Raw genomic sequence first — 18,435 nt, forward strand, 5'->3', positions numbered from 1 at the left:
GTTACTCCTTCGTTTGCGTGAAACGTGCCGCGTACGAGTCGTAGGCGGCCACTGCGGGTTTTTCAATTCGCTGGGCGCCGTCCTCAGCTAGTTGGCGCTTCTGTGCGGCGTGAGCGTCCGTGGCCCCCACTTGGTCAACTGCCATGTCGAAAGCAGCCTGCACATAGGCATCCGACTTGCTAGCCCAATCCACAGTCGGGCGTGCCTTGGTCAAGGCGGCGCGCTGGATCTCAGTGGGATCGATGGAATCGAACGCGACGCCAGGCGCAACCTTCTCGGCATTGCTGCGCGCATCCGCAACGGCCTTCAGACGTGCGGCGATCTGGTCATCGGCAGCAGCTACCTGCAGCTTGGCGATCTGTTCGGCCTGGCCATCGATGGTGGCCTGCTGCTTGTCCGCCGCCGTGGCAGCATCGGTAATTTGCGTCTTCAGGCGTTCGATGTAATCCGACACGAGCGCGGCGGTGGCCTCGTCCTGGACTTCCACCGAGCGCCCGCTATCCAGCGTGATCTTGCTCATGGTGTTTCCTTTCGGTTGGTTGTCAAAAATCCGGGCTTGCCGCCCTGCTCGCGCTGCCCCTTTGGGCAAAATTGCTGCGTGGTTGATGCGGATGTTCCGCTGTACGTAGTGGTACTCCGTACCATCTGCAGTCGTGCCGGGCGCATGGTCGTATTCAGCGGTGTAGCCGGCGGACAGCTCCACGTAGCCCCGATCCTCGATCATCTTGATTGCGTCGGCATCCTTGACGATCAGATCTGCCGTGACGAAATCACCATCCTGACGACCGGCGCCACGGATCAAGCCCACGGACGCCTTGCGATAGTTCTTCGCGTTGACCAGGCCGCCCGGGTGTAAAACGGTAAGATCGGCACCATCGAAGGAGGCCAGGCTGTCAGGGGAAAAGACCTCGTCGGCCGGGCGGTACACCACGACTGGCGCATTCGGGTCACCATCCAGGCCCAGCTCTCGGCGTAGGTACTGTTGCGTTCCCGTCTTGGAGACACGCCCAGGCACCAACAAAAAGCCCGCATCTGTGTAGGTGCGGGCTGTGGTGGTCTTGAAGGTTGCCTTATCTTGTACGAATTTCTTTTTCATGCGGCTTTGCGCTCCTGATTGCGCCGGACGACCGAATTCCGAACCGGCCGGCTGCCACAACGACATTGATAGTCGCTTCCTGGCTGAATCCTCTCCCCTCGCTCGTTCTTCGGCAGATCGTCCCAGCGATACACGCCCTTGCCATAGCCAACGTCGGTGTCCGCTATCTCCCGGTGGCTAGACCGAACGCGCTTGTCATCCGAATCCATCCATTCGAAGAATTCGTATCCAGCATCGATCTGACGCTGTTTTGTCAGTTCGCCGTTGATCTTGGCGGATTGGTCCCGAGCGATGAACCTCGCACGGCGCTGTGCGACGCCATACTCTTCCTCAATCTGCTTGGCCACGTCGCGCGGCAACAGGCCGGTCCGGAGGTTGGTAAATACCGAATTGGCTACGCTCTTCAGATACTGCTCAGGGATAGACTGGATCAGATTTGCATTCTGGATCGCCGCGGCCTGCATGGCCGCCCTGATTTCGGGAGAATTCTGCAGAACATCGATGCCGAACGACTTCTTCTGCTCTCGATCAATTACCCCTAGCGTCGTCCGAACAAAGTTCGATGCCAGCCTATCGGCGAGCTTCCTGAACGGCTTGGACGCCCACTTAGCCAGCAGCTCATCAACAACCGTCTGGACGTCCACTCCCCAGGAGTCCTGCACATAGGCCGATTGCAGATTGGCCACGGCCGGCATCAACTTCGCCTCGATGTCGGCCCGAACTGCGTTGACAAGCCGCTGCAGCACCTGGTTGTACGCAATCTCAGAACGTGAAGCGCTCATTGCCGCCCCCCTCCGGACGCTCGACGCGGCCAAGAGTCAGGTCCTCGCTGGCTTCAATCTTCTCAATCACTCCATCCTCGTACTGGTAGACCTCATCGGCCTCCAGGCGGCGCATGACATGCGACCGTCCCGTCACGCCGGCATCCAGCAGGATCACGTCGGTTTCAGCTTCAATCTTGCGCGCCTCGGCCTGCTCCTTTCGGTTGGGCTGGTAGAGGCGATTCCAGTCATAGTTGTAGTCATCCGGCATCGTGCCCAGGGCGCTACGCACCATGATGGCATCAAGCTTGGCCATCGGCCGATCGAGCTGGCTGTTTTGCCTGCTGCGAATACCGTCGTAGTAGTTCTTCAGATCGCCTTCGCCAGAGGCATTAAGCCCAGCAGCCGACTGTCCAAAGAGGCGCGTGACCGGGATATCGGCCGCACCGGATATCCAGACCATGAATGTGTCCAGCACGGGAGCAATACCGCTCATGTTGAGCGTCAGGCGGTCAAGCTTCTCGTCACTGTCGAGCAGCGCGGTATTGATGATCGACTTCATCTGATCAAACAGCGTGTAGCGCTGAATGATCTTCGCCTCTTGATCCGTAGTCAGATCTTCGGTGAGCCCGTCGCGAGTAATGACGTCCACGTTGGCCGACTGCATCAGCTCCGCAATCCCGTCCTTCGCTGAGACTGTGTCCTTGATGTCCTCCAAGCACTTGCGCAGCTCGGAGTCACCCCAACCCTGAAGAACGACTCGCTGCCGGCGTGGCAGCTTGGCACCGACAAACTTGATGAAATGCGACCAGTGGATCTTCTGGCTGCCTTGGTAGAGCGTATAAAACTCGGGTTGCAGGTAGTTTTCCGCCAGCACGTCCCAGGTATTGATGGAGTGCGGCACCAAGTCCCAGCGATCGAACACGAGCAGGCGCTGAACCTCGCCGCGCTTGATTAGCTCAGGGCGAAATGGCTTCTCCAGGTCCTGGTTTGTCATTGGCAGGATGACAGCCCCACCGTACAGCCTCGACCACGAAAGAGCCTCATTAACGCAGTGCTGCGCGCTCAGGCGGTCTTCTTCCTGTCGGATAGTGTCCGCCTCCTTGCATTTCACGGTCCGCCATTCCCGCGTCATGTCGTCCGCAGGAACGTCCACTATCTGACGGGCAATCCAGTTCGTCTGATATGCCGCCTCAAGCTCCGCGTAGCCGAACAGGCCGTCGTAGACGAACCTATTGTGGTCACGCTTACCCTTTCCCATGCCTAGGCCGGACACGACGTTTTGCAACCCGTCGTTCGTCGGCCTGGGTTTGAGTTTGATGTGGGGCTTTTTCATAGCATCTCAGTAATCGATACGCGGGCCAGCATGCCGCGGCTGGCGGCGATCACGACGGAGTCGGCCAAGTTCGGCGACCGAATGTCGCGCTTGGCCAGGTCCTTCTTCGACTCCACCTTTACCTTCCCCTGGTTGTCGTAATCACGTAAAGGCGTCGCCAGTTCGATAGCCAGCTGCTCAAGCAGCCGACTATCTATGCGGCTACTGTCGATGCTGATCATCTCGTCGGGCGAGAATTCCAGCCCTTTCGTGACAGCCAGATGGGTGTTGCGAAAGCGATCAGCCAGCATCCACCACGCCTGCGCCTTCAGGTTTGAGAAGAAGTCCTTGTTCTTGATCTTCGAATCGCCGTAGTTCTTCTCGGGACGCTCCACCTTGCCTGCGGCGTTGAACTTGAAGTGACGGCGCCAATCCATCGCATTCAGGTGGGATCCGGTGCCAGCACCTACTCCGATGCTGTCGTAGCCTATGACGTCTGCCCCGATGCGCTCGGCGTTCTGCTTCGACCTGGCCGCAGACTCACGCAGTTCATCTTCCCCGCCCTTCCACTCATCCAGCAGACAGATGACCGACCCATCCATGCCGGCGTTCGCATTCTTGTCCTCGCCATCGTCGGCCACGTCGTAGCCGATGCACTTTCGTCCGGTCCAGTTGGCGTCAACGACTAGGTGTGCATCGATGGCCGATTGCACCCAAGTACGCTTGATAACCGCGCCTGAGTCCGAGTCGTATGGCACGCCCAGGTATATGTGGCGATATGCCTCCGGATCTACCTCCTTCAGACGCTCCGCTTTCTCGCGCGCCGTATCGGACAGGAATGGGTTTTCCGTGTAGTTGATGTGCCGGATGATGCATTTATCGCCCAGCAGCAAGGGAAGCTTGGCCTGTACAAAGTCGGTGACTAGGTCCGGGTTCCAAAGCACCCAGATCTCAGCGCCCTCCTTCCGAATCGTCGGGTCGATCACCGACCACTGCTCTTCGGTCAGGCCTTCGCCCTCTTCAATCCACAGGATGTCGACACCTTCGGTCCCCTTGATGTCCTTCAGGTTGCGGGCGATCCCGTAGAACAGGAATTCGGAGCCCGTGACCTTGTGACGAATGGTCGATACTCCAATGTCGAATTCGTCCTGCCAGCCGGCGGCCTCAATCTTCTCTTTGACTACGGTATAGACCGAGTCAGCAATCCGGTTCTGGAACTGGCGAATGCACATGATCCGCACTCGGTAGTTCCGGGCCAGGAACGCCGCCATGCCGCCAGCGTCTTGCGTCTTTGATGAGAACCGCCCACCCTTCAATAGCTTGTACGGTTTCCGGGTGCGCCAGAAGTCATACAGCGACGGGTTGAGCTGGAACACCTACGTCCTCGTAGAAATCAGAAAGGCTGCGGCCCCTCTGGGCCAGGCTTCCGTCCGGGTTGCTTAGCTCGAGCTTGGCCGGCTCGGCGATACCGTAGGCCTCCCTCTCAATACCCACCAGGTTCTTCAGCGTCTCAGCCAGCTTCTTCATGCTGTCGATGCGGCCAGCGCTGGAGATCACCTTCTGGTAAACGTCATTGCGCTTGTCTTGGCCCTTGTCGTCTTCCGCACGCAGCAATTCACCGAGCTCGCGGAACAGGTCAATGTCGCCCGTCTCCGCTTCCAGCTCTTCAAGCAAGTTCATGCAAAGCGCCCTAGCTCGGCGGATGTCGCTGCGGTGGGCCAACCTGACGCTGGCAATAACCTCGGCATTCGACCCCACAACCACCCGCTCAGACAAAGCGGCTTCCGTGGCAACCTGACTGGCAACTTCTCGCTTGGCAACCAGCGCATCGGCCTTGGCCTTGATCTTCGCGCTAAGGTCTCGCTCCCACCCCTGCGCCTTGGCCCTCTTCTGGATCGCGGTGTGCGACACCGCTTGCGCCGATGCGATCTCCCGCACCGACAATAGGCCGGCCCGGTAGTCGGCTTCTATGCGCTCCCAGTCCGGCGCCCTCTTTTCAGTCTGCGCCATTTCTTCGACCCAACAAAACGCCGCCCGAAGGCGGCGACTCACTTACTGGCTTTTGCTGTTACTCGGCGAGCTTCTTCCAGGTTTCCAAGTTGCTGGAGCTACCCGGCAACGGAGGAACTTCTGACCAACCGCCGTCCATCAGTTCACCGCTGAACAGCTGACGCGCCCGCCAGGCTTTGCCTTCCTGGCAAATCGCATACAACCATATGCCTGATCGCCCTTCTTCTACGAAAGGCGTGATAGATATGAACTTCCGCGACATGGCACCATCCCTTAAGGCTGTGAAGGAGCATGCATTATCGCCCTTCTGAATCAGTGGCTTTCTGGAGCGCCAACAACCGCCGGGCACCCCAAAAATCCTGGCGGGGGCTTGCGCCATGCCCTTTAGTGTGTATAATACACACCATGGACAGCAAGGAACTAACCAAGCTGCTCGAGCGGTCAGGATGGATACTGCGGGGAGTTAAGGGCTCACACCACATTTACCACCACCCAGACCGCCCCGGACACCTAAGTGTCCCCCACCCTAAAAAGGATCTCGGCATCGGACTCGTAAACAAGCTTCTTAAGCAAGCAGGGCTGAAGTAGGAGACAGGCCCCGGAGAAATCCGGGGCTTGCCGAATCCACATCTGGAGAACTCCGTGAAATACCCCATCGCCATTGAACCCGGCAGCGATACCCAAGCGTGGGGTGTCGTTGTTCCCGACCTCCCCGGCTGCTTCTCAGCAGCTGACGAGGGAATCGACCAAGCGATTGATAGCGCCAAAGAAGCGATTGAGGCGTGGATTGAGGCCGCCCTTGATAGCGGCGAGTCGATCCCGGCCCCTAGCAGCATCACCGCCCATCAGGCCAATCCTGAATTCTCAGGATGGATCTGGGCCATTGCCGAGGTTGACCCGGCGGTCTTGGACGAGACGGTTGAGCGCATCAACATCACGCTCCCCCGCCGCATCCTCGCGCGCCTGGACTCAAAGGCCCGCGCAGCCGGAGAAAGCCGCTCTGGCTTTATCGCCCACCTGGCCATGACACACTGAAAGCAGGAAGCCCCAGCGCATGGCCGGGGCTTCGATTCTTCAGGGCGCATTACCCCGCACCCATTGTGACGACTTTCGTGACGTAATTGGGAGCATGATGTGACGAGATCGTCACACGCCATTGATACTCGAACCCGTGCCACGCTCCCTCAGACGGGGAAATCACCACACTCCCTGCTTCCTCCAGGGCCGCCATAGCCCGCTGAATGCCGCGTTGCAGTCGGGTTTTCTCTGTGGCGCTCAAGGCCCGGCCTCCGCTCACATGGCGGACAAGCTCCATCAGCCGGAAAGACCGGCCAGGGAATGCCGCCATCAGGTCAATCACTTCACTTGCGTACTTCACCGGAATGCCCTCCGTACCTGCTCTTTCATGTGTCCCAGTGCGATCTTGTAGTACGCCGGGGTGATCTCCAGCTTGTTGCATGCCCGCGTGATGCGCTGGCCAGCGGTCAGGCCGGCGTATTCGTGGCGTCGCGGGTATTCAGCCTGGATGATGCGCTGTTCGACCAGGACCAGCCTGTCGTACAGCGCCTGCACCTTGCGCGCATGGTCGTGATTCACGGGGATCGGCCGGGGCTCGTCGTCATCGTGGCGCGGCGCTTGGTATGCCCGCTCCGCTGAGGCACATTTCAGGTTCGGATCGGGCTGAGGCCAGTCGCCCAGCCAGCACCAGCGAGACCAGTTCCACAGCTCGTCTTCGACCCAGCGCGGGAATCCTTCATCCATGCGTCACCTCGTATCTGTTGCATTTCTTCCCGTAGGGCTTCCCCTTCAAACAACGCATAAGCGTGTCGCCGAATGGGGTTTCGATCGTCTTCGCGTGCGCGCAGCCTGTGCATGTGCGGTTTGCCTCGGCCTGCTGCTTGCTCATCAATACCAGCATCGGATCGCGGAACTGCCATTTGCATAGATCCATGCTCATCGCCCGATCTCCACGAGAACGAAGCCCTTCTTCTCTGCGTCCAATGCGCGGTCCAGCGTGATCGGCCGGAACTGGCTGTCGTCAATGCCCAGCGCGGCCGCGATCCCATCCAGCCTCGGCTTCTCGGCGGACAGCAGGCCGTCCAGGTCCCGGCGGATGCGGTTCGGCGCAACCCACGTTATCGAGACAGGTGTCTGGCTGTCGGCCGTCAGGCTGTTTCGGCCTAGAGCCTCCTTAGCTGCGAAGAAGGCGGCGTCGCGGGCACGCACCTTGGCAGCATGGGTTGAACCCCAATGCTTCCCGCCCTTGCGATTAGCCATCAGGCTGGTATCAGGCCACGGAAGACGGATGGTCAGGCGGTCCAGTGTCATATCAGTCCCTCAACATGCTGTATTTTTGTTTCGGCTTGGAAGGTTCTGTATTGCGCGCCCTCGCCACCTCTTGCGGGTCGGCATTCAGGAATCGGGAGTGCTGGCCCTGGAACGTCAGGAACACTTCCCCGAGCGGTCCCATGCGCTGCTTTCGAATCAGGATCTCGGCTAGCCCCTTGAACGGACTGTCCGGGTAGTAGTACTCGTCGCGGTAGACCATCAACACCACGTCGGCGTCTTGCTCGATGGCACCGGATTCCCGCAGGTCGCTCAGGATCGGACGTTTGTTTGTCCGTTCCTCAACCTTTCGGGACAGCTGCGATAGCAGGATGATTGGGCATTTCAGATCGCGGGCCAGCAGCTTGAGAGCGCGAGTGATGCCGCCCAGGTCTTCATTGCGTGTCGAGCCCTCCCCCTGCATCAACTGGAGGTAATCGATCACGATCAGGTCCAGCCGGCCTTGCCGTTGGCGGACCTTTCTGGCGGCCAGTCGGATTCGCGCGACACTGGCCAACCCCGGGTCATCCGCAATGATCAGCCGCTGGCTTTCAAGCATCTGGATTGCATGGGTCAACCGGGGCCAGTCGTTGTCCTCGAACTTTCCCGTTCGGAGGTGCTGTGTGTCGATTGCCCCATAGCGAGCGATAGACCGCTCGACCAATTGAGGCGCAGCCATTTCCAGGCTGATCACTAGGGCGACGCCCTCTTCCTCGGTCACGTTTTCCGCAATGTTGATCGCAAGCGTCGTCTTTCCCATCGACGGGCGACCCGCCACAATGATTAGATCCCCTTGCTGGCAGCCGCTGGTCTTCTCGTCCAGATCCACAAACCCCGTAGCCAACCCAGAAACGCCGCCCGCACGCTCTGAGCGCGCTTGTAGCTGCTCTATCACGCCCCGCAACAGTTCGCCTACCTCAACAGGGTCACGGCCGGCGGCGCGAGTGTCCGCAAGCGCCATCACCATGCCAGAGGCTTGCTCTACAAGCGCGGACGGGTCGCCCGTCTCAGCCAGCTCGGCAATGTCATGGCCCACGGCAAGAACCTCCCGGCGCACCCGGTGGGCCCGGACAATCTCTGCATAGCTGCGCACGTTGGCGCTGCTGGGCACGTTGTGGGCAATGGAGGTGAGGTAGGCCAGGCCGCCCGCCGCTTCCGCTTTCCCGGACGCCTGCAACGAGTCGAAGACCGTCAGCACGTCAGCCGGCTTGCAGGCGTTCAGGAGACTGGACGCGGCGCCGAAGATAAGCCGGTGGTCGTGGCGGTAAAAATCCTCCGCTGTCAGCAGATCGCCAAGTCGATCCCATGCCCGGTTATCCAGCAACAGGCCGCCCAAGACGCCCTGCTCTGCGTCAACGGAATGCGGGGGAACACGCACGGCGCCGGCGCTCATGCAGCCTCCCGCTTCTCATGCAGGCGCTGAGCTTGGATTCCGACCGTCGTCAGCGCGTAGCCGCCGTCAGCGCTGGCGTACCAGAGCTTGTACCAGCCCTTCGTCACGCAGTTCACGAAATGCTTGCGCCAGTCCGCTTGCAGGCGGCGTTCATCCGGGCCTTCGGGCAGGTGCCGCCGCTTGAACTCCATCCACGCCAGATTGACGAAATCCATCGGCAGCTGGGTGTCCTCGACGTAGGTCAGAAGCGGCTTGTGATCGCTGATCGCCCTCTCGCCACGCTCCTTGCACTTTTCCAAAAAGGTCTTCAGGGCGATGGCAGGCTGGCGTTCACGCTTGGGTTTGCCAGCCGAAGGCGCGTCGGGCTCGTCACCCCCCTGCGAAGGGGGGTTAGGGGGGTCTTTTGGAATCAGTGAATCAGGAATCAGAGAATCAGGGGGATTTCCACCGTCATGGTTGCGTGATTCGCCAGAGACCTTCGGTTCTTTAACCGTTATCTCACCGCTATTGGACGGGATGACGGATGCCTTCTCGGTGTGATGAGGGCTTTGATGCTTGTGCCAATTGACGATTTGGATGTAGCGCTCACCGTTAACCTCGTAGCGATTAATGAAGTGGCAACGGTTAAGCTCCTGGAGCATCACATCGATATCAACGTTGTCAGCCGGGAAAACTCCGATCTTGATCTTCTTCGGACGATCTTCCAGACGCCCTTCTCGGTCGGCCAGAGTCCACAGACCTGCGAACAGAATGCGCGTGCCGAAGTCCAGTTCAACCAGATCTTCATTGGTGAAGAATCCGGGCTTGATGTTGCGTGCCCTTGCCATTAGAATTTCTCCATTAGTGCAGTACCCGGGCCGCTCTTCACAGCGGCCTTTTCTTTTGCGTCGTCTGGGTTGCCGAGCGCGCGCAAGGGCTCGATGGCCTTGCGATAGTGCAATTCGATTTCCGGGGTCCACTTCCCCCGCGCCATCAGCTCGGCGCGCGCCCAGTCGACCCATACCCACTCGCGATGACGACGCGCGTCCCTAAGCAGCTTCCCGCCCTGGTCAAGATCGCGGTGGCATTCGAGGCACAGCGGGAATGTGAGGCTGTCGCAAGCCTTCAGCGCCATGCCCTTGGTGGTGTTCGCGTGTGCCGCCTGGCTGGGCCCTTGGCGCCCACAGCATGCGCAGTCCAACGCTGCCACGTTGCGACGGTGCTGCTCACTGCGCAGCACCGTCGGCAGTTTGTGGCCAGGAGGGCGATAGAAGCCCATGACGATCTCCACCTTGCGGCCCAAGCCTTCGCTACGGTCCTGCTTGGATCGCTTCATTGGCGTCTTGCGCTGCAATGTGGAGTTGCGGATCACGCAGTTCTCCCAATGCTCGTAGGCGACCACACGACGCACTTATCATTGCCGAAGGCATAGGCAAGTTCGATGAGTTGGCCCATTTCTCGGACTGACATACGGCTGGTGCGCTGGCCGAGGATGACCATGCCGCCGTTCAAGCCCATGGCCATCCGCATTTCTTGCTTCAGGCCGGCGGTAAGGATGTCTTTGACCTCTTCGGGCTCGACCGTCACCAGAGCGCCGTTGACGACAAACTTCACCTGACGGCTGATGTCCGTCAGGATCGACCACATCATGTCGTTCTGCGCCATCGTGCGTTTCGCCGGCTTGATCTCCACGCGATAGCCTTCGGGCGCATGGACACATGCGTGCGCGGCATTGCGCCGGGCTACTGGGTGCGAGAGGACAAAGACCTGTTTGTCCATCAATGCGCCCCGCAGGTGCCCTGGCTCAACCGAGCGCGGCAGCAGCTGGCCCCAATCGCGTTTCCACGGGCCAGGTAGTCCATGTACCACTGCTCAACGATCGCCATGCCGAAGGCGCCAAGAACCGCATCCAGCTGCTCGAGCTTAATACCGGCGTTGCCATTCAGGACCTGGGTGATAGACGATTCGTCTTTCCACCCTGCTGCCTGCATGACCTCCGCCCGCTTGGCCTTGGACATCGTTGTGAGCGCCTTCCGTAGAAGGGTTTCGTTCTGCGGTTGCGCGTCAGACGACGAGCGCAGGATGGGAAATTCAGGTGCGTTCATGCTGCTTCAACACCATTCAAGTTAAAGGGAATGCCGCTGAACGCGGCCTTGTGCAAACTGTGGGTATCCCAATTTCGGACACCCTCATGACCCAGACCGAGCAACTGCTGAAGAACGCCGCCGACATCGCCAAGCGGACGTTCATCGACCCGACTGAAACCGCTGTACTGGCCATCTTTCATCGCCTGTGCGACGAAGCAGATCGCCAAGCTCCGGGCTGCAACGAGGGCCAACATGCGACGGTGCACTGAATGGAAGTCGACCTTGAGCTGCCCGATGACGACGAGATCGATCAACTGGCAGAAGTCGCGTACACACTGGCCGTTGCCCAGCTTGGTGCCGATCCGCCGCTTGAGAATGTGCGAGAGATCTTCCTGTGCCTGCTCTTTGAGGGACAGAGGCTTGATGATTGAGCTAGGCATGGCTTCCGCCCTCCCCTCTGTAGCTCCCACACAACGTAGAATCGGAGGTTCCTACGCCACCCTTTCCTACGTTGGGGGAACTCTGATGATCGCGGAACTCTCGGGCGCCCTGTCGGCCCTGCGCGGCACATTCGACCTGGCCAATCTCGCTATTGAGGTGCGAGATGGCAACAGACTGAACGAGGCCAAGCTCGCCATGAACGAACGACTCATTGATGTCACCAGCTCCGCGCTGGCGCTGCAGGAAAAGCAGGCGGCGCTGGTTCAAGAGAAACAGGCGCTCGAAGCACAGATAGGCGACCTCAAACGCAAGATTGGCGACCTTGAAGCATGGGACCGCGGCCTTGAACAATACGAACGCACGCAAACCCAAGGAGGGGCGATCGCCTACGTAGATAAGTCGACGCGCGAGTCGCCCAGCGGCCCGGTGTACCTTTGTGCAAATTGCATAAATGATCGAAAGAAAACCTTTCTCCAACCGGACAAAAATCGGTTCTGGTTGGAATGCCCGACGCACGGCAAGATTCGGTCCGAAAAGCCTGATCGGAGCGTGGAAAACATGCAGAAGATGCTCGACAAGCTTGGCCCTGAGCGCGGCCCCAACGAATGGATGCGGTAATGGCATCACGCCACCTCCTGCTGGGGTGCCTTAGGTTCGTCTGCGAGCTCGGGCCAGGTACGCCAGTAGTCTTCGGGACGAAGGTCCTGGCGACGCATGAGGCCGCCAGAGGCCAATTCGAGACCCATGCAGTTTTCCGGCGAAGGGTGGCGACCCCTGTAGCGAGTGCGCCACTGTCGTATCTGCGCGTCGTTCTTGACGTCGTATCCAAGCTCGACCATTCGGGCGCGCAACTGCGCCACGCTGAGAGCCCCAGGGGAAGACAGGTATGAGTTCAGGTCCATACGTGCATACTAGTAGCGTTTGCTACGTTTCGCAAGTAGCAAATGCACCCGTAGCGCATGCTACTGTCCCGCGCATGAATGAGGTTGAGCTAAACGAGTTCAGGATGGCCCGTTTATCGGCCGCCGTGGACCACGTATCTAAAGGGAACAAGACCGACTTTGGTCGCCGCCTAGGCTACAAAGACGGGGCTTTCGTTCGTCAAATGCTTTCAGGCATCCGCCCGGTCACCGAGAAGACGGTGTGGGCAATCGAGGCAATGCCCGGCATGAAGGGATGGTTTGATGTGGAGAGCGTTGAGGTGCCTACCGCCCCAGCCTCTCACGACAACGACTGGCCATTTAAGACCATCGCGGCTGCCGATGTCCGCGCGCTGCCTGCGGGCCAGCTTACAGCCCTCGAGGGCGCCCTTGCGCTTGCCATAGCGCAGCTGAAGATCGGTTTGAGCGTTTCTCCGCCGCCTGCGCCGACGCCAGCCCCAGTCATTCCTTTGCGTGCTCACAAGCCCGGCGGCCTTGTCGATATGGACCACGCAGACGATCCGTTCCCGATGCGAATTCCTGGCTTGCCCGCCCCATGGGAAGGAGGCAAGGCCACGAAGCAAATCGAACGCGAGCATGCCGCGCGCCCGCTCAGCATCGCGGCAGACGTAGTGCCGAATGTGGGTCCTGGCGAACCACACGCCGCCAATGACAAGTTCGAGAAGGTTCCAGAATTGGCGGACGTGCGCTTGGCTGCGGGCGACGGGATCGAGAACGACAACGAACTGATCACAGGGATGATCCAGTTTCGCAGTTCGTTCCTGCGTTCAGTGGGAGCCGATAAGGGGCGAGGACGCGTAGTGTATGCAAAAGGCGACAGCATGGAACCCGTCATCCGAGATGGGGCTGCGCTGCTCATGGTGCCCAACGAGAACCTGACACTGCGTGACCTGGCAAGCGGCGGTGTCTACGCGATCAACTATGACGGCAAGATGATTGTCAAGACCGTGGCAAGGGACAGGTTGACCGGCCGCTGGGTCGCTCGGTCGTTCAACCCAGCCTACCCCGATATCCCGCTGGAGAACGGGCATCCCGTGCGTGTGCTTGGCCAGGTCGTCTGGGCGGGGACGAAGCTGGCATAGCATAGGAAGTTGATCGTTGGCCGGACACCAACTAGCGCAGCGCATGGCGAAAATTCTGTAGTCTCTCGGCCCCAACAGGCCGCCCATAAAGCCAATTAAAACAAGAGGTTAAGCATGGAGAGAAGCAACCAGAAGGCCACCCCAAAACAGATCACTCTTGATCTCGGGATCGAGGTACAGCGGGACGTAAACGGCATTGAAATGGGCGTGCTGGAGAACGGCATACCCTACCTGACGCAACGAGGCCTATCCGGTGTAACCGGCGTTGCCCGAAACGTGATTCAGACGATCACGAAGGAATGGGAAGATCATTTCGATGACCAGGTGCTTGGGAAAGACCGGATTTCCTTTTTTAAGCAGTACCTCCAATCCAAGGGCTACAACGAACCCAAGCTGCACCTGGAAACGGTTCAGAATGGCACGCTGCACTATGCCTATCCAGATATCGTTTGCATGGCATTCTTGGAGTACTACGCCTTCGAGTCCAAAGCAGACAGCACAATAGCAGTCGACAATTATCGACGGTTTGCTGCATTTGGACTGCAGCGGTTCATCTACGACGCCCTAAATTACAGCCCTGCCGACAAGTGGAAGTACCATCAGGATCGTGTCTCACTACTGCAATCGAGCACGCCCGAAGGGCATTTCACAATTTTCCAGGAAATCACAGGCTTGGTTGTCGACTTGATCAACGCCGATTTGACCGTAAACCACAAGACAGTTCCCGACATCAGCGTTGGGATGGCATGGGGCGCATACTGGAAAGAGCATAATCTAGCCGCACAATTCGGTGACCGGATAGACTACGAGCACAACTACCCTGACTATTACCCACAAGCCGCCAGCAATCCGCAACGGCCGAAGGCTTACCCAGACACCGCCCTTGCAACATTTAGGCAGTGGTTTCGACGTGACTACCTACCCACCAAATTTCCAAAGTACATCCTGACCAAAGCAAATGTCCTGCCTGGCGGCAAGACTGAAGCGATTCGGATTGGGGGAATGTACAACCCGACTGCGCTACCAGGACGCTAGAGACGACGCCACCTCCGGGTGGCCTTTTTGCGACGCTCCCTAACGAGGCCTTGGTGCTGGGATATCCAAACTCTGGTACTGGTCGCACATGGACTCGTAGCGGGCCCCAACCTCAGCGGGCGAAAGGCTGGAACTGTAGATCTGTGCCACGGCATGCTCCCACTGCTGCATGAGTGCCGCATTCGGAGCAAACGGCGATAGAGCGCTTGCGACATTGAACCAGGCGCGCTCCATGGGGACCCCGTTGTCACGCCAGGTAGGAACCCCTGAGACCATCCCGCGTACGACAGCGCATTGCCCAATGGCTAAATTGAACTGCTGGCTGCCATTCTGGCCGTCCCGCGTGGTTGTAGCTCGCTTCGACTCAACTGGCTGAACCCCATACGCTCGGCCACTAGCCGCCAGCGCGCTGTACTGCGGCGTCACGTTATTGAACCACTCCTCGATGCAGGCGCTATCACGGCAATTCTGCTGGCGCCACGCCAAGTCTGCCTGCGCTCGCGCCAGGAACGCCTTCTTGTCAGCGTTTGCATCGCGCGCCGCCGCATAGGCACGTCCAAACTTGGCGTCTAACGCCAGCAATGACGGGCTGTTGCACACGAGGCGGTCCACGACGGGCGTTGATCTGGCGCCGCAGTCGACGCTGGTCTGTGCCATCACCATGCCGCAGCTCGTCGCCCAACCTGCCAAGCTGCTGAGCGCCCACCATATCCCCCGCCTCATCGCAATCTCCAGTGACGAACTAACCGCAATGGTAGTCGACCATGCGGTGCCACCTCCAGGTGGCCTTTTTGCGACGTAGCGGGAATGAATGTTGATTTAAATCCGCCGACGCGCTTGACGTGTAAGAAGATGGAGACTCCATCGTAGGAGATTTCCATGAAGATCATCACCATCACCGGCCCGGCGCCAGGCTATACGGCACACGAACAAGGCCACGCTATCGTTGCATCTGCGCGCCTCATCGATCTGCGGGCTACCCTCCTGGAACGGCTACGAGGCAGCCGCGGCAAGATTGTGTACCAGCGCCCGAGCTGGCCAGGTCGAACCAGCCCAGTGGTGCTAGCGGATAGTCGGCCCGAACAACAATACTCGGGCGGCCCATGGGCTAGGTGATACCCCAAGAAAATGGGCCACCTGCGGGTGGCCTTTTCATTCCAGCGGCCCCTTCCCCTCCAGCCGCAGTAACGCTTCAGCCATTCGCTCTGCCTCAGTGTGCTGGCACCACCGTTGGTAGATATCCGCCCCTACAGCGAGCATCGAGTACAGCTCATCCTCGGTGAGCTTCGAGGCGATCCGCTCAAGGCGATCAGCGTAGACCACGAGCAATGACTCCCAGTCGCCTGGCTCGCCCTTCTTCGCCGTCACCATCAGCGCCAGCATGGTTTCCTTGTCCATAGGACCTCCGGGAAAGCTCCAGCGCACATTCAGGCGAGGAAGACTTCGGACGAATTCTTGTTGCCGCTGCGTCGCGTAAATCACAATTGCGCCTGCCTAGTTAAGCCGCCCTTCCTTCGCCCGGACATCCAGCACCGTTTTATTGTCTTTCGCCAAGTCGCACTCATAGGTCACGGTTGTGAATGCGCCGAAACCGTTTTGGAACTGCACCTTATCGCCAAGATAGGTAATCACCCCGGAATTCTTGTCCTTCCAACGGAAGCGGTCAAACTTCGACTCCAAGAACCCGTCGGTCCACTTGAAGTCGTACTTCGCCAGCTTTTCCACTTCTCGACGGCAGTACACGCTGGCAGCCGACACCCCCGCATTGCCCAAGCACGTTAGATCAGCAGCTGCGCAGGAAGCCGCGCTGGCGCGCGATCCTTCGGCTGACGGCGCAGCCGGTTTGGAGGCCCCGCCTTTGCCCCCGCCAAACGCAAAGTAGATAATCCCGAGCGCGACGATTCCCACCAGGGCTGGGTGAGCCTTCTTTTTGGGAATAGACAACTTGACCGGTGCGCCGCAGCCAGCACACGTCTTGGCCTTATCGCTGACATCTTTTCCGCATTCTTTGCATGTAATAAGCGCCATATGCGACACCTTGTAATTAAACAATTCAACATGGTATCCGATACATAGGACCCACACAGCGGCCTCTCTAGATCTCGAGCTTCCCCCCCCCGTAGCCCCCAAAGCGCAGCCCGTCATAAGCGGGCTTTTTTGCGCCTGTTACAAAAAAGCGTAGCATTTGCTATTGCCTCAATGCGTAGCGTTTGCTACCATTCTTTCAACGCCTCACCAATCAGCACCGAGGCCCGCTCTTTAACAACCGATGTGCAAACCGTTCCGCACCCGCCGAGAGGCGATGCGACAGGGGAGATTGCGGACGCCCTGGACAGAAAGATGCCGAAGACACCGAGCTGCAAGTGGCGGCCCCGAGCGGGCAGCAGTTGGCCGGCCTGGCGCAGAGCCAAGCAGCAGCAGGTGAGCCGAGAGGACGCCAAGAATCGACCGATGGCGCGTAATCGTGTTGATGACCACCGGGAGTAGGCCGGGAACCATGACCGCGCTGGCCTACGGGTTTAACGGCGGCGGCATGTTGGGCAACGCATGGCCTGGAGCCGACCAGATATTCGAATTTCTCGAATACCTGCGAGGGAGTAGCTAGGTGGTGCGCTGCCCCGGATTTATCTGAATGCCGGCAATACGTGCCCTGGCATTTTCATGAATCTGGAGGCCAGCATGGCAAAAGTGACCGTCGAGGTTGAGCTTGACCTCACAGAGCTTGAAGACGACACGATTATCTGTGAGCTTGAATCGCGCGGATACGAAGTGTCCAGCGATTTCGAGGCGGACTATCCGATCATCGACATGGATTTGATGAGGCAACTCCATGAGCTGATCCGCAACGGGAGAGACGCCGAAGCGGTCCAGCTCATGAGCTCCCATCTGCGAGACATTCTCGGGAAGGCGCTATGACCTACTACGCCTTTGCCCACTCTCGAAGCGGCCTCACGCGCCCTGTGCTGGCCGGCGAGTTCAAGGCCAGAGATCAGAGCGACGCATACAACAAAGCCGTCGCAAGCCCGGCAGTAAAGAAGATCGTCGGGCATCAGCAAACCAAGGACTTGTACGTCCTGATCCACGAAGCCAAGAACTATCAACAAGCTTCTGAAATGGCGCTGTCCGTTCATACGCCGTGGATCAAGCCGCCTACGCAGGATAGTCAGCCCGTTCTATGAGCGAGCTGACAAATGAACAAGGAGATGGGCATGTCCAAACTCGATGCAGGATACGACTTCAAAGGTTTGACTCCTGCGCAGGAATGGCTGATTTGCCTGCATGGTTGGCACGTTGGGAAGAAGTACCCAGATGGCTCACCTTGTCCTCAGCCGAGCAAGCGCACGGTGAAGAAGCTGATTGAGCGCGGCTTAGTCGTGGAACGGAAAGTTGACATGCCAGTTCGCGGGGGCTTTGTGATGGTCACTGAATACGAAGTCCCGCTGGCTGTCCATCTCGCGTACTGCATGAGCCAGTAATTGCCTGCGCCATAACAAGCCGCTGACAAATGAACATACCTCACCACCCGGTGAGCAGAAAGGGAGAACAGGAATGTCGGACCAGCCGAAAGAAGAAGCCGTCACCAGCTACAAGGCGTTCAACGCCGATCTGGCCTGCACTGGCGGCGACAAGCCGTTCCAGTACGAAATCGGCAAGACCTATGAAATGGAAGGCAACGTCGAGGCATGCCGGCGCGGCTTCCATGCTTGCGAGTACCCGCTGAACGTTTTCGACTACTACCCGCCGGCCGGCTCGCGCTTTGCCCTGGTTGAGCAAGGCGGAAAGATCAGCCGCGAAGGCAGCGACACGAAGCTGGCCAGTTCGCGCATCACCATCAAGGCGGAAATCGGCATCGCCGGCCTGATCAAGGCAGCCATCGAATACACCTTCTCACGGGCAAGGCCGGAAGGCGAGACCGCCACGGGCGACCAGGGTGCTGCTTCTGCCACGGGCGACCAGGGTGCTGCTTCTG

Annotated in this window: 25 protein-coding genes and 1 pseudogene; 9 read left to right on the plus strand and 17 right to left on the minus strand. The window is 59.1% G+C overall.

All coding sequences use genetic code 11. From position 1 onward, the window contains the following. Window position 1 precedes the first annotated feature (1 nt). The 5 genes from KDH83_RS12960 to KDH83_RS12980 are packed head-to-tail and all read right to left on the minus strand — an operon-like array spanning window position 2 to window position 5,182. Window positions 2-1,096 (minus strand): DUF2213 domain-containing protein, encoded by a 1,095-nt coding sequence (locus KDH83_RS12960; protein ID WP_212316285.1) that lies wholly within the window; start codon window positions 1,094-1,096, stop codon window positions 2-4. Beyond that, on the minus strand, window positions 1,093-1,878 hold the full coding sequence (locus KDH83_RS12965; protein ID WP_212316287.1) for a minor capsid protein: 786 nt from the start codon (window positions 1,876-1,878) through the stop codon (window positions 1,093-1,095). The genes KDH83_RS12960 and KDH83_RS12965 overlap by 4 nt, the downstream gene beginning before the upstream one ends. Beyond that, entirely contained in the window at window positions 1,859-3,193 is a 1,335-nt protein-coding gene (locus KDH83_RS12970) for a DUF1073 domain-containing protein (protein ID WP_212316289.1), read from the minus strand. Before KDH83_RS12970 ends, KDH83_RS12965 begins: the two co-directional genes overlap by 20 nt. Next, on the minus strand, window positions 3,190-4,548 hold the full coding sequence (locus tag KDH83_RS12975) for a PBSX family phage terminase large subunit (RefSeq protein ID WP_212316291.1): 1,359 nt from the start codon (window positions 4,546-4,548) through the stop codon (window positions 3,190-3,192). Before KDH83_RS12975 ends, KDH83_RS12970 begins: the two co-directional genes overlap by 4 nt. Then, a complete protein-coding gene (locus KDH83_RS12980) occupies window positions 4,520-5,182 on the minus strand; it encodes a hypothetical protein (protein ID WP_212316293.1) in 663 nt (220 codons plus the stop codon). The genes KDH83_RS12975 and KDH83_RS12980 overlap by 29 nt, the downstream gene beginning before the upstream one ends. A gap of 405 nt (window positions 5,183-5,587) precedes the next feature. Between KDH83_RS12980 and KDH83_RS12985 the strand changes: the two genes are divergently transcribed. Both KDH83_RS12985 and KDH83_RS12990 read left to right on the plus strand, forming a co-directional pair. Continuing rightward, window positions 5,588-5,770, plus strand: coding sequence for a type II toxin-antitoxin system HicA family toxin (locus tag KDH83_RS12985; protein WP_212316295.1), 183 nt, complete (start codon window positions 5,588-5,590; stop codon window positions 5,768-5,770). 54 nt (window positions 5,771-5,824) lie between these two features. Continuing rightward, entirely contained in the window at window positions 5,825-6,217 is a 393-nt protein-coding gene (locus KDH83_RS12990; protein ID WP_212316297.1) for a type II toxin-antitoxin system HicB family antitoxin, read from the plus strand. Window positions 6,218-6,556: 339 nt separating this feature from the next. Here KDH83_RS12990 and KDH83_RS12995 read toward each other — a convergent pair whose 3' ends face one another. The 9 genes from KDH83_RS12995 to KDH83_RS13035 are packed head-to-tail and all read right to left on the minus strand — an operon-like array spanning window position 6,557 to window position 11,406. Then, window positions 6,557-6,943 carry a hypothetical protein gene (locus tag KDH83_RS12995; RefSeq protein ID WP_212316299.1) on the minus strand — a complete coding sequence of 129 codons (387 nt, stop codon included), beginning with the start codon at window positions 6,941-6,943 and terminating at the stop codon, window positions 6,557-6,559. Next, window positions 6,936-7,139 carry a hypothetical protein gene (locus KDH83_RS13000; protein WP_212316301.1) on the minus strand — a complete coding sequence of 68 codons (204 nt, stop codon included), beginning with the start codon at window positions 7,137-7,139 and terminating at the stop codon, window positions 6,936-6,938. Before KDH83_RS13000 ends, KDH83_RS12995 begins: the two co-directional genes overlap by 8 nt. After that, window positions 7,136-7,510 (minus strand): hypothetical protein, encoded by a 375-nt coding sequence (locus tag KDH83_RS13005; RefSeq protein ID WP_212316303.1) that lies wholly within the window; start codon window positions 7,508-7,510, stop codon window positions 7,136-7,138. The genes KDH83_RS13000 and KDH83_RS13005 overlap by 4 nt, the downstream gene beginning before the upstream one ends. Before the next feature lies 1 nt (window position 7,511). Then, window positions 7,512-8,900 carry a replicative DNA helicase gene (gene dnaB / locus KDH83_RS13010; RefSeq protein ID WP_212316305.1) on the minus strand — a complete coding sequence of 463 codons (1,389 nt, stop codon included), beginning with the start codon at window positions 8,898-8,900 and terminating at the stop codon, window positions 7,512-7,514. After that, window positions 8,897-9,727 (minus strand): hypothetical protein, encoded by an 831-nt coding sequence (locus KDH83_RS32520; protein ID WP_249205070.1) that lies wholly within the window; start codon window positions 9,725-9,727, stop codon window positions 8,897-8,899. Before KDH83_RS32520 ends, dnaB begins: the two co-directional genes overlap by 4 nt. Beyond that, window positions 9,727-10,251 (minus strand): hypothetical protein, encoded by a 525-nt coding sequence (locus KDH83_RS13020; protein WP_349291624.1) that lies wholly within the window; start codon window positions 10,249-10,251, stop codon window positions 9,727-9,729. Before KDH83_RS13020 ends, KDH83_RS32520 begins: the two co-directional genes overlap by 1 nt. Continuing rightward, a complete protein-coding gene (locus KDH83_RS13025; protein ID WP_212316307.1) occupies window positions 10,248-10,658 on the minus strand; it encodes a recombination protein NinB in 411 nt (136 codons plus the stop codon). Before KDH83_RS13025 ends, KDH83_RS13020 begins: the two co-directional genes overlap by 4 nt. Next, on the minus strand, window positions 10,658-10,984 hold the full coding sequence (locus KDH83_RS13030) for a hypothetical protein (protein ID WP_212316309.1): 327 nt from the start codon (window positions 10,982-10,984) through the stop codon (window positions 10,658-10,660). Before KDH83_RS13030 ends, KDH83_RS13025 begins: the two co-directional genes overlap by 1 nt. Then, window positions 10,981-11,406 carry a hypothetical protein gene (locus KDH83_RS13035; protein ID WP_212316311.1) on the minus strand — a complete coding sequence of 142 codons (426 nt, stop codon included), beginning with the start codon at window positions 11,404-11,406 and terminating at the stop codon, window positions 10,981-10,983. Before KDH83_RS13035 ends, KDH83_RS13030 begins: the two co-directional genes overlap by 4 nt. Window positions 11,407-11,491: 85 nt before the next feature. Between KDH83_RS13035 and KDH83_RS13040 the strand changes: the two genes are divergently transcribed. The 3 genes from KDH83_RS13040 (at window position 11,492) to KDH83_RS13050 (ending at window position 14,465) form a co-directional block, all read left to right on the plus strand. Further along, window positions 11,492-12,025 carry a hypothetical protein gene (locus tag KDH83_RS13040; protein ID WP_212316313.1) on the plus strand — a complete coding sequence of 178 codons (534 nt, stop codon included), beginning with the start codon at window positions 11,492-11,494 and terminating at the stop codon, window positions 12,023-12,025. Between the two features lie 358 nt (window positions 12,026-12,383). Then, on the plus strand, window positions 12,384-13,430 hold the full coding sequence (locus tag KDH83_RS13045; RefSeq protein ID WP_212316314.1) for a S24 family peptidase: 1,047 nt from the start codon (window positions 12,384-12,386) through the stop codon (window positions 13,428-13,430). A gap of 114 nt (window positions 13,431-13,544) precedes the next feature. Further along, window positions 13,545-14,465: a hypothetical protein gene (locus KDH83_RS13050; RefSeq protein WP_212316316.1), complete on the plus strand. Its 921-nt coding sequence runs from the start codon at window positions 13,545-13,547 to the stop codon at window positions 14,463-14,465. A gap of 39 nt (window positions 14,466-14,504) precedes the next feature. On the opposite strand, the gene KDH83_RS13055 is transcribed toward KDH83_RS13050, so the two are convergent. From KDH83_RS13055 to KDH83_RS13065, 3 genes are all read right to left on the minus strand, one after another. Continuing rightward, window positions 14,505-15,128, minus strand: coding sequence for a hypothetical protein (locus KDH83_RS13055; RefSeq protein ID WP_212316318.1), 624 nt, complete (start codon window positions 15,126-15,128; stop codon window positions 14,505-14,507). A 489-nt stretch (window positions 15,129-15,617) separates the two neighbouring features. Beyond that, a complete protein-coding gene (locus KDH83_RS13060; RefSeq protein WP_212316320.1) occupies window positions 15,618-15,863 on the minus strand; it encodes a hypothetical protein in 246 nt (81 codons plus the stop codon). Between the two features lie 96 nt (window positions 15,864-15,959). Further along, on the minus strand, window positions 15,960-16,493 hold the full coding sequence (locus tag KDH83_RS13065) for a zinc ribbon domain-containing protein (RefSeq protein ID WP_212316322.1): 534 nt from the start codon (window positions 16,491-16,493) through the stop codon (window positions 15,960-15,962). A 633-nt stretch (window positions 16,494-17,126) separates the two neighbouring features. On the opposite strand from KDH83_RS13065, the gene KDH83_RS13070 reads away from it, so the two are divergent. The 4 genes and pseudogenes from KDH83_RS13070 to KDH83_RS13085 all read left to right on the plus strand — a co-directional run. Continuing rightward, window positions 17,127-17,381 (plus strand): hypothetical protein, encoded by a 255-nt coding sequence (locus KDH83_RS13070; protein WP_212316324.1) that lies wholly within the window; start codon window positions 17,127-17,129, stop codon window positions 17,379-17,381. After that, window positions 17,378-17,644, plus strand: coding sequence for a hypothetical protein (locus KDH83_RS13075; protein ID WP_212316326.1), 267 nt, complete (start codon window positions 17,378-17,380; stop codon window positions 17,642-17,644). The genes KDH83_RS13070 and KDH83_RS13075 overlap by 4 nt, the downstream gene beginning before the upstream one ends. Before the next feature lie 30 nt (window positions 17,645-17,674). Next, complete coding sequence (locus KDH83_RS13080) at window positions 17,675-17,941, plus strand: hypothetical protein (protein WP_212316328.1); 267 nt, start codon at window positions 17,675-17,677, stop codon at window positions 17,939-17,941. A 73-nt stretch (window positions 17,942-18,014) separates the two neighbouring features. Further along, window positions 18,015-18,435 (plus strand): annotated as a pseudogene (locus KDH83_RS13085) (hypothetical protein); the annotation flags it as partial.

This window comes from Achromobacter sp. Marseille-Q0513, from assembly GCF_018195695.1.
Lineage (GTDB): Bacteria > Pseudomonadota > Gammaproteobacteria > Burkholderiales > Burkholderiaceae_B > Achromobacter.

Excerpts from the sequence above, each read along its gene's own strand:
- KDH83_RS13060 (WP_212316320.1), bottom strand. The coding sequence starts at position 15,863 with ATGGACAAGGAAACCATGCTGGCGCTGATGGTGACGGCGAAGAAGGGC.
- KDH83_RS12995 (WP_212316299.1), bottom strand. The coding sequence starts at position 6,943 with ATGGATGAAGGATTCCCGCGCTGGGTCGAAGACGAGCTGTGGAACTGG.
- KDH83_RS12970 (WP_212316289.1), bottom strand. The coding sequence starts at position 3,193 with ATGAAAAAGCCCCACATCAAACTCAAACCCAGGCCGACGAACGACGGG.
- KDH83_RS13040 (WP_212316313.1), top strand. The coding sequence starts at position 11,492 with ATGATCGCGGAACTCTCGGGCGCCCTGTCGGCCCTGCGCGGCACATTC.
- KDH83_RS13045 (WP_212316314.1), top strand. The coding sequence starts at position 12,384 with ATGAATGAGGTTGAGCTAAACGAGTTCAGGATGGCCCGTTTATCGGCC.
- KDH83_RS12965 (WP_212316287.1), bottom strand. The coding sequence starts at position 1,878 with ATGAGCGCTTCACGTTCTGAGATTGCGTACAACCAGGTGCTGCAGCGG.
- KDH83_RS13000 (WP_212316301.1), bottom strand. The coding sequence starts at position 7,139 with ATGAGCATGGATCTATGCAAATGGCAGTTCCGCGATCCGATGCTGGTA.
- KDH83_RS13075 (WP_212316326.1), top strand. The coding sequence starts at position 17,378 with ATGACCTACTACGCCTTTGCCCACTCTCGAAGCGGCCTCACGCGCCCT.
- KDH83_RS12985 (WP_212316295.1), top strand. The coding sequence starts at position 5,588 with ATGGACAGCAAGGAACTAACCAAGCTGCTCGAGCGGTCAGGATGGATA.
- KDH83_RS13025 (WP_212316307.1), bottom strand. The coding sequence starts at position 10,658 with ATGGACAAACAGGTCTTTGTCCTCTCGCACCCAGTAGCCCGGCGCAAT.
- KDH83_RS13030 (WP_212316309.1), bottom strand. The coding sequence starts at position 10,984 with ATGAACGCACCTGAATTTCCCATCCTGCGCTCGTCGTCTGACGCGCAA.
- KDH83_RS12960 (WP_212316285.1), bottom strand. The coding sequence starts at position 1,096 with ATGAAAAAGAAATTCGTACAAGATAAGGCAACCTTCAAGACCACCACA.
- KDH83_RS13035 (WP_212316311.1), bottom strand. The coding sequence starts at position 11,406 with ATGCCTAGCTCAATCATCAAGCCTCTGTCCCTCAAAGAGCAGGCACAG.
- KDH83_RS13005 (WP_212316303.1), bottom strand. The coding sequence starts at position 7,510 with ATGACACTGGACCGCCTGACCATCCGTCTTCCGTGGCCTGATACCAGC.
- KDH83_RS13055 (WP_212316318.1), bottom strand. The coding sequence starts at position 15,128 with ATGGTGATGGCACAGACCAGCGTCGACTGCGGCGCCAGATCAACGCCC.
- KDH83_RS13070 (WP_212316324.1), top strand. The coding sequence starts at position 17,127 with ATGAATCTGGAGGCCAGCATGGCAAAAGTGACCGTCGAGGTTGAGCTT.
- dnaB (WP_212316305.1), bottom strand. The coding sequence starts at position 8,900 with ATGAGCGCCGGCGCCGTGCGTGTTCCCCCGCATTCCGTTGACGCAGAG.
- KDH83_RS32520 (WP_249205070.1), bottom strand. The coding sequence starts at position 9,727 with ATGGCAAGGGCACGCAACATCAAGCCCGGATTCTTCACCAATGAAGAT.
- KDH83_RS13065 (WP_212316322.1), bottom strand. The coding sequence starts at position 16,493 with ATGGCGCTTATTACATGCAAAGAATGCGGAAAAGATGTCAGCGATAAG.
- KDH83_RS13050 (WP_212316316.1), top strand. The coding sequence starts at position 13,545 with ATGGAGAGAAGCAACCAGAAGGCCACCCCAAAACAGATCACTCTTGAT.
- KDH83_RS13080 (WP_212316328.1), top strand. The coding sequence starts at position 17,675 with ATGTCCAAACTCGATGCAGGATACGACTTCAAAGGTTTGACTCCTGCG.
- KDH83_RS12980 (WP_212316293.1), bottom strand. The coding sequence starts at position 5,182 with ATGGCGCAGACTGAAAAGAGGGCGCCGGACTGGGAGCGCATAGAAGCC.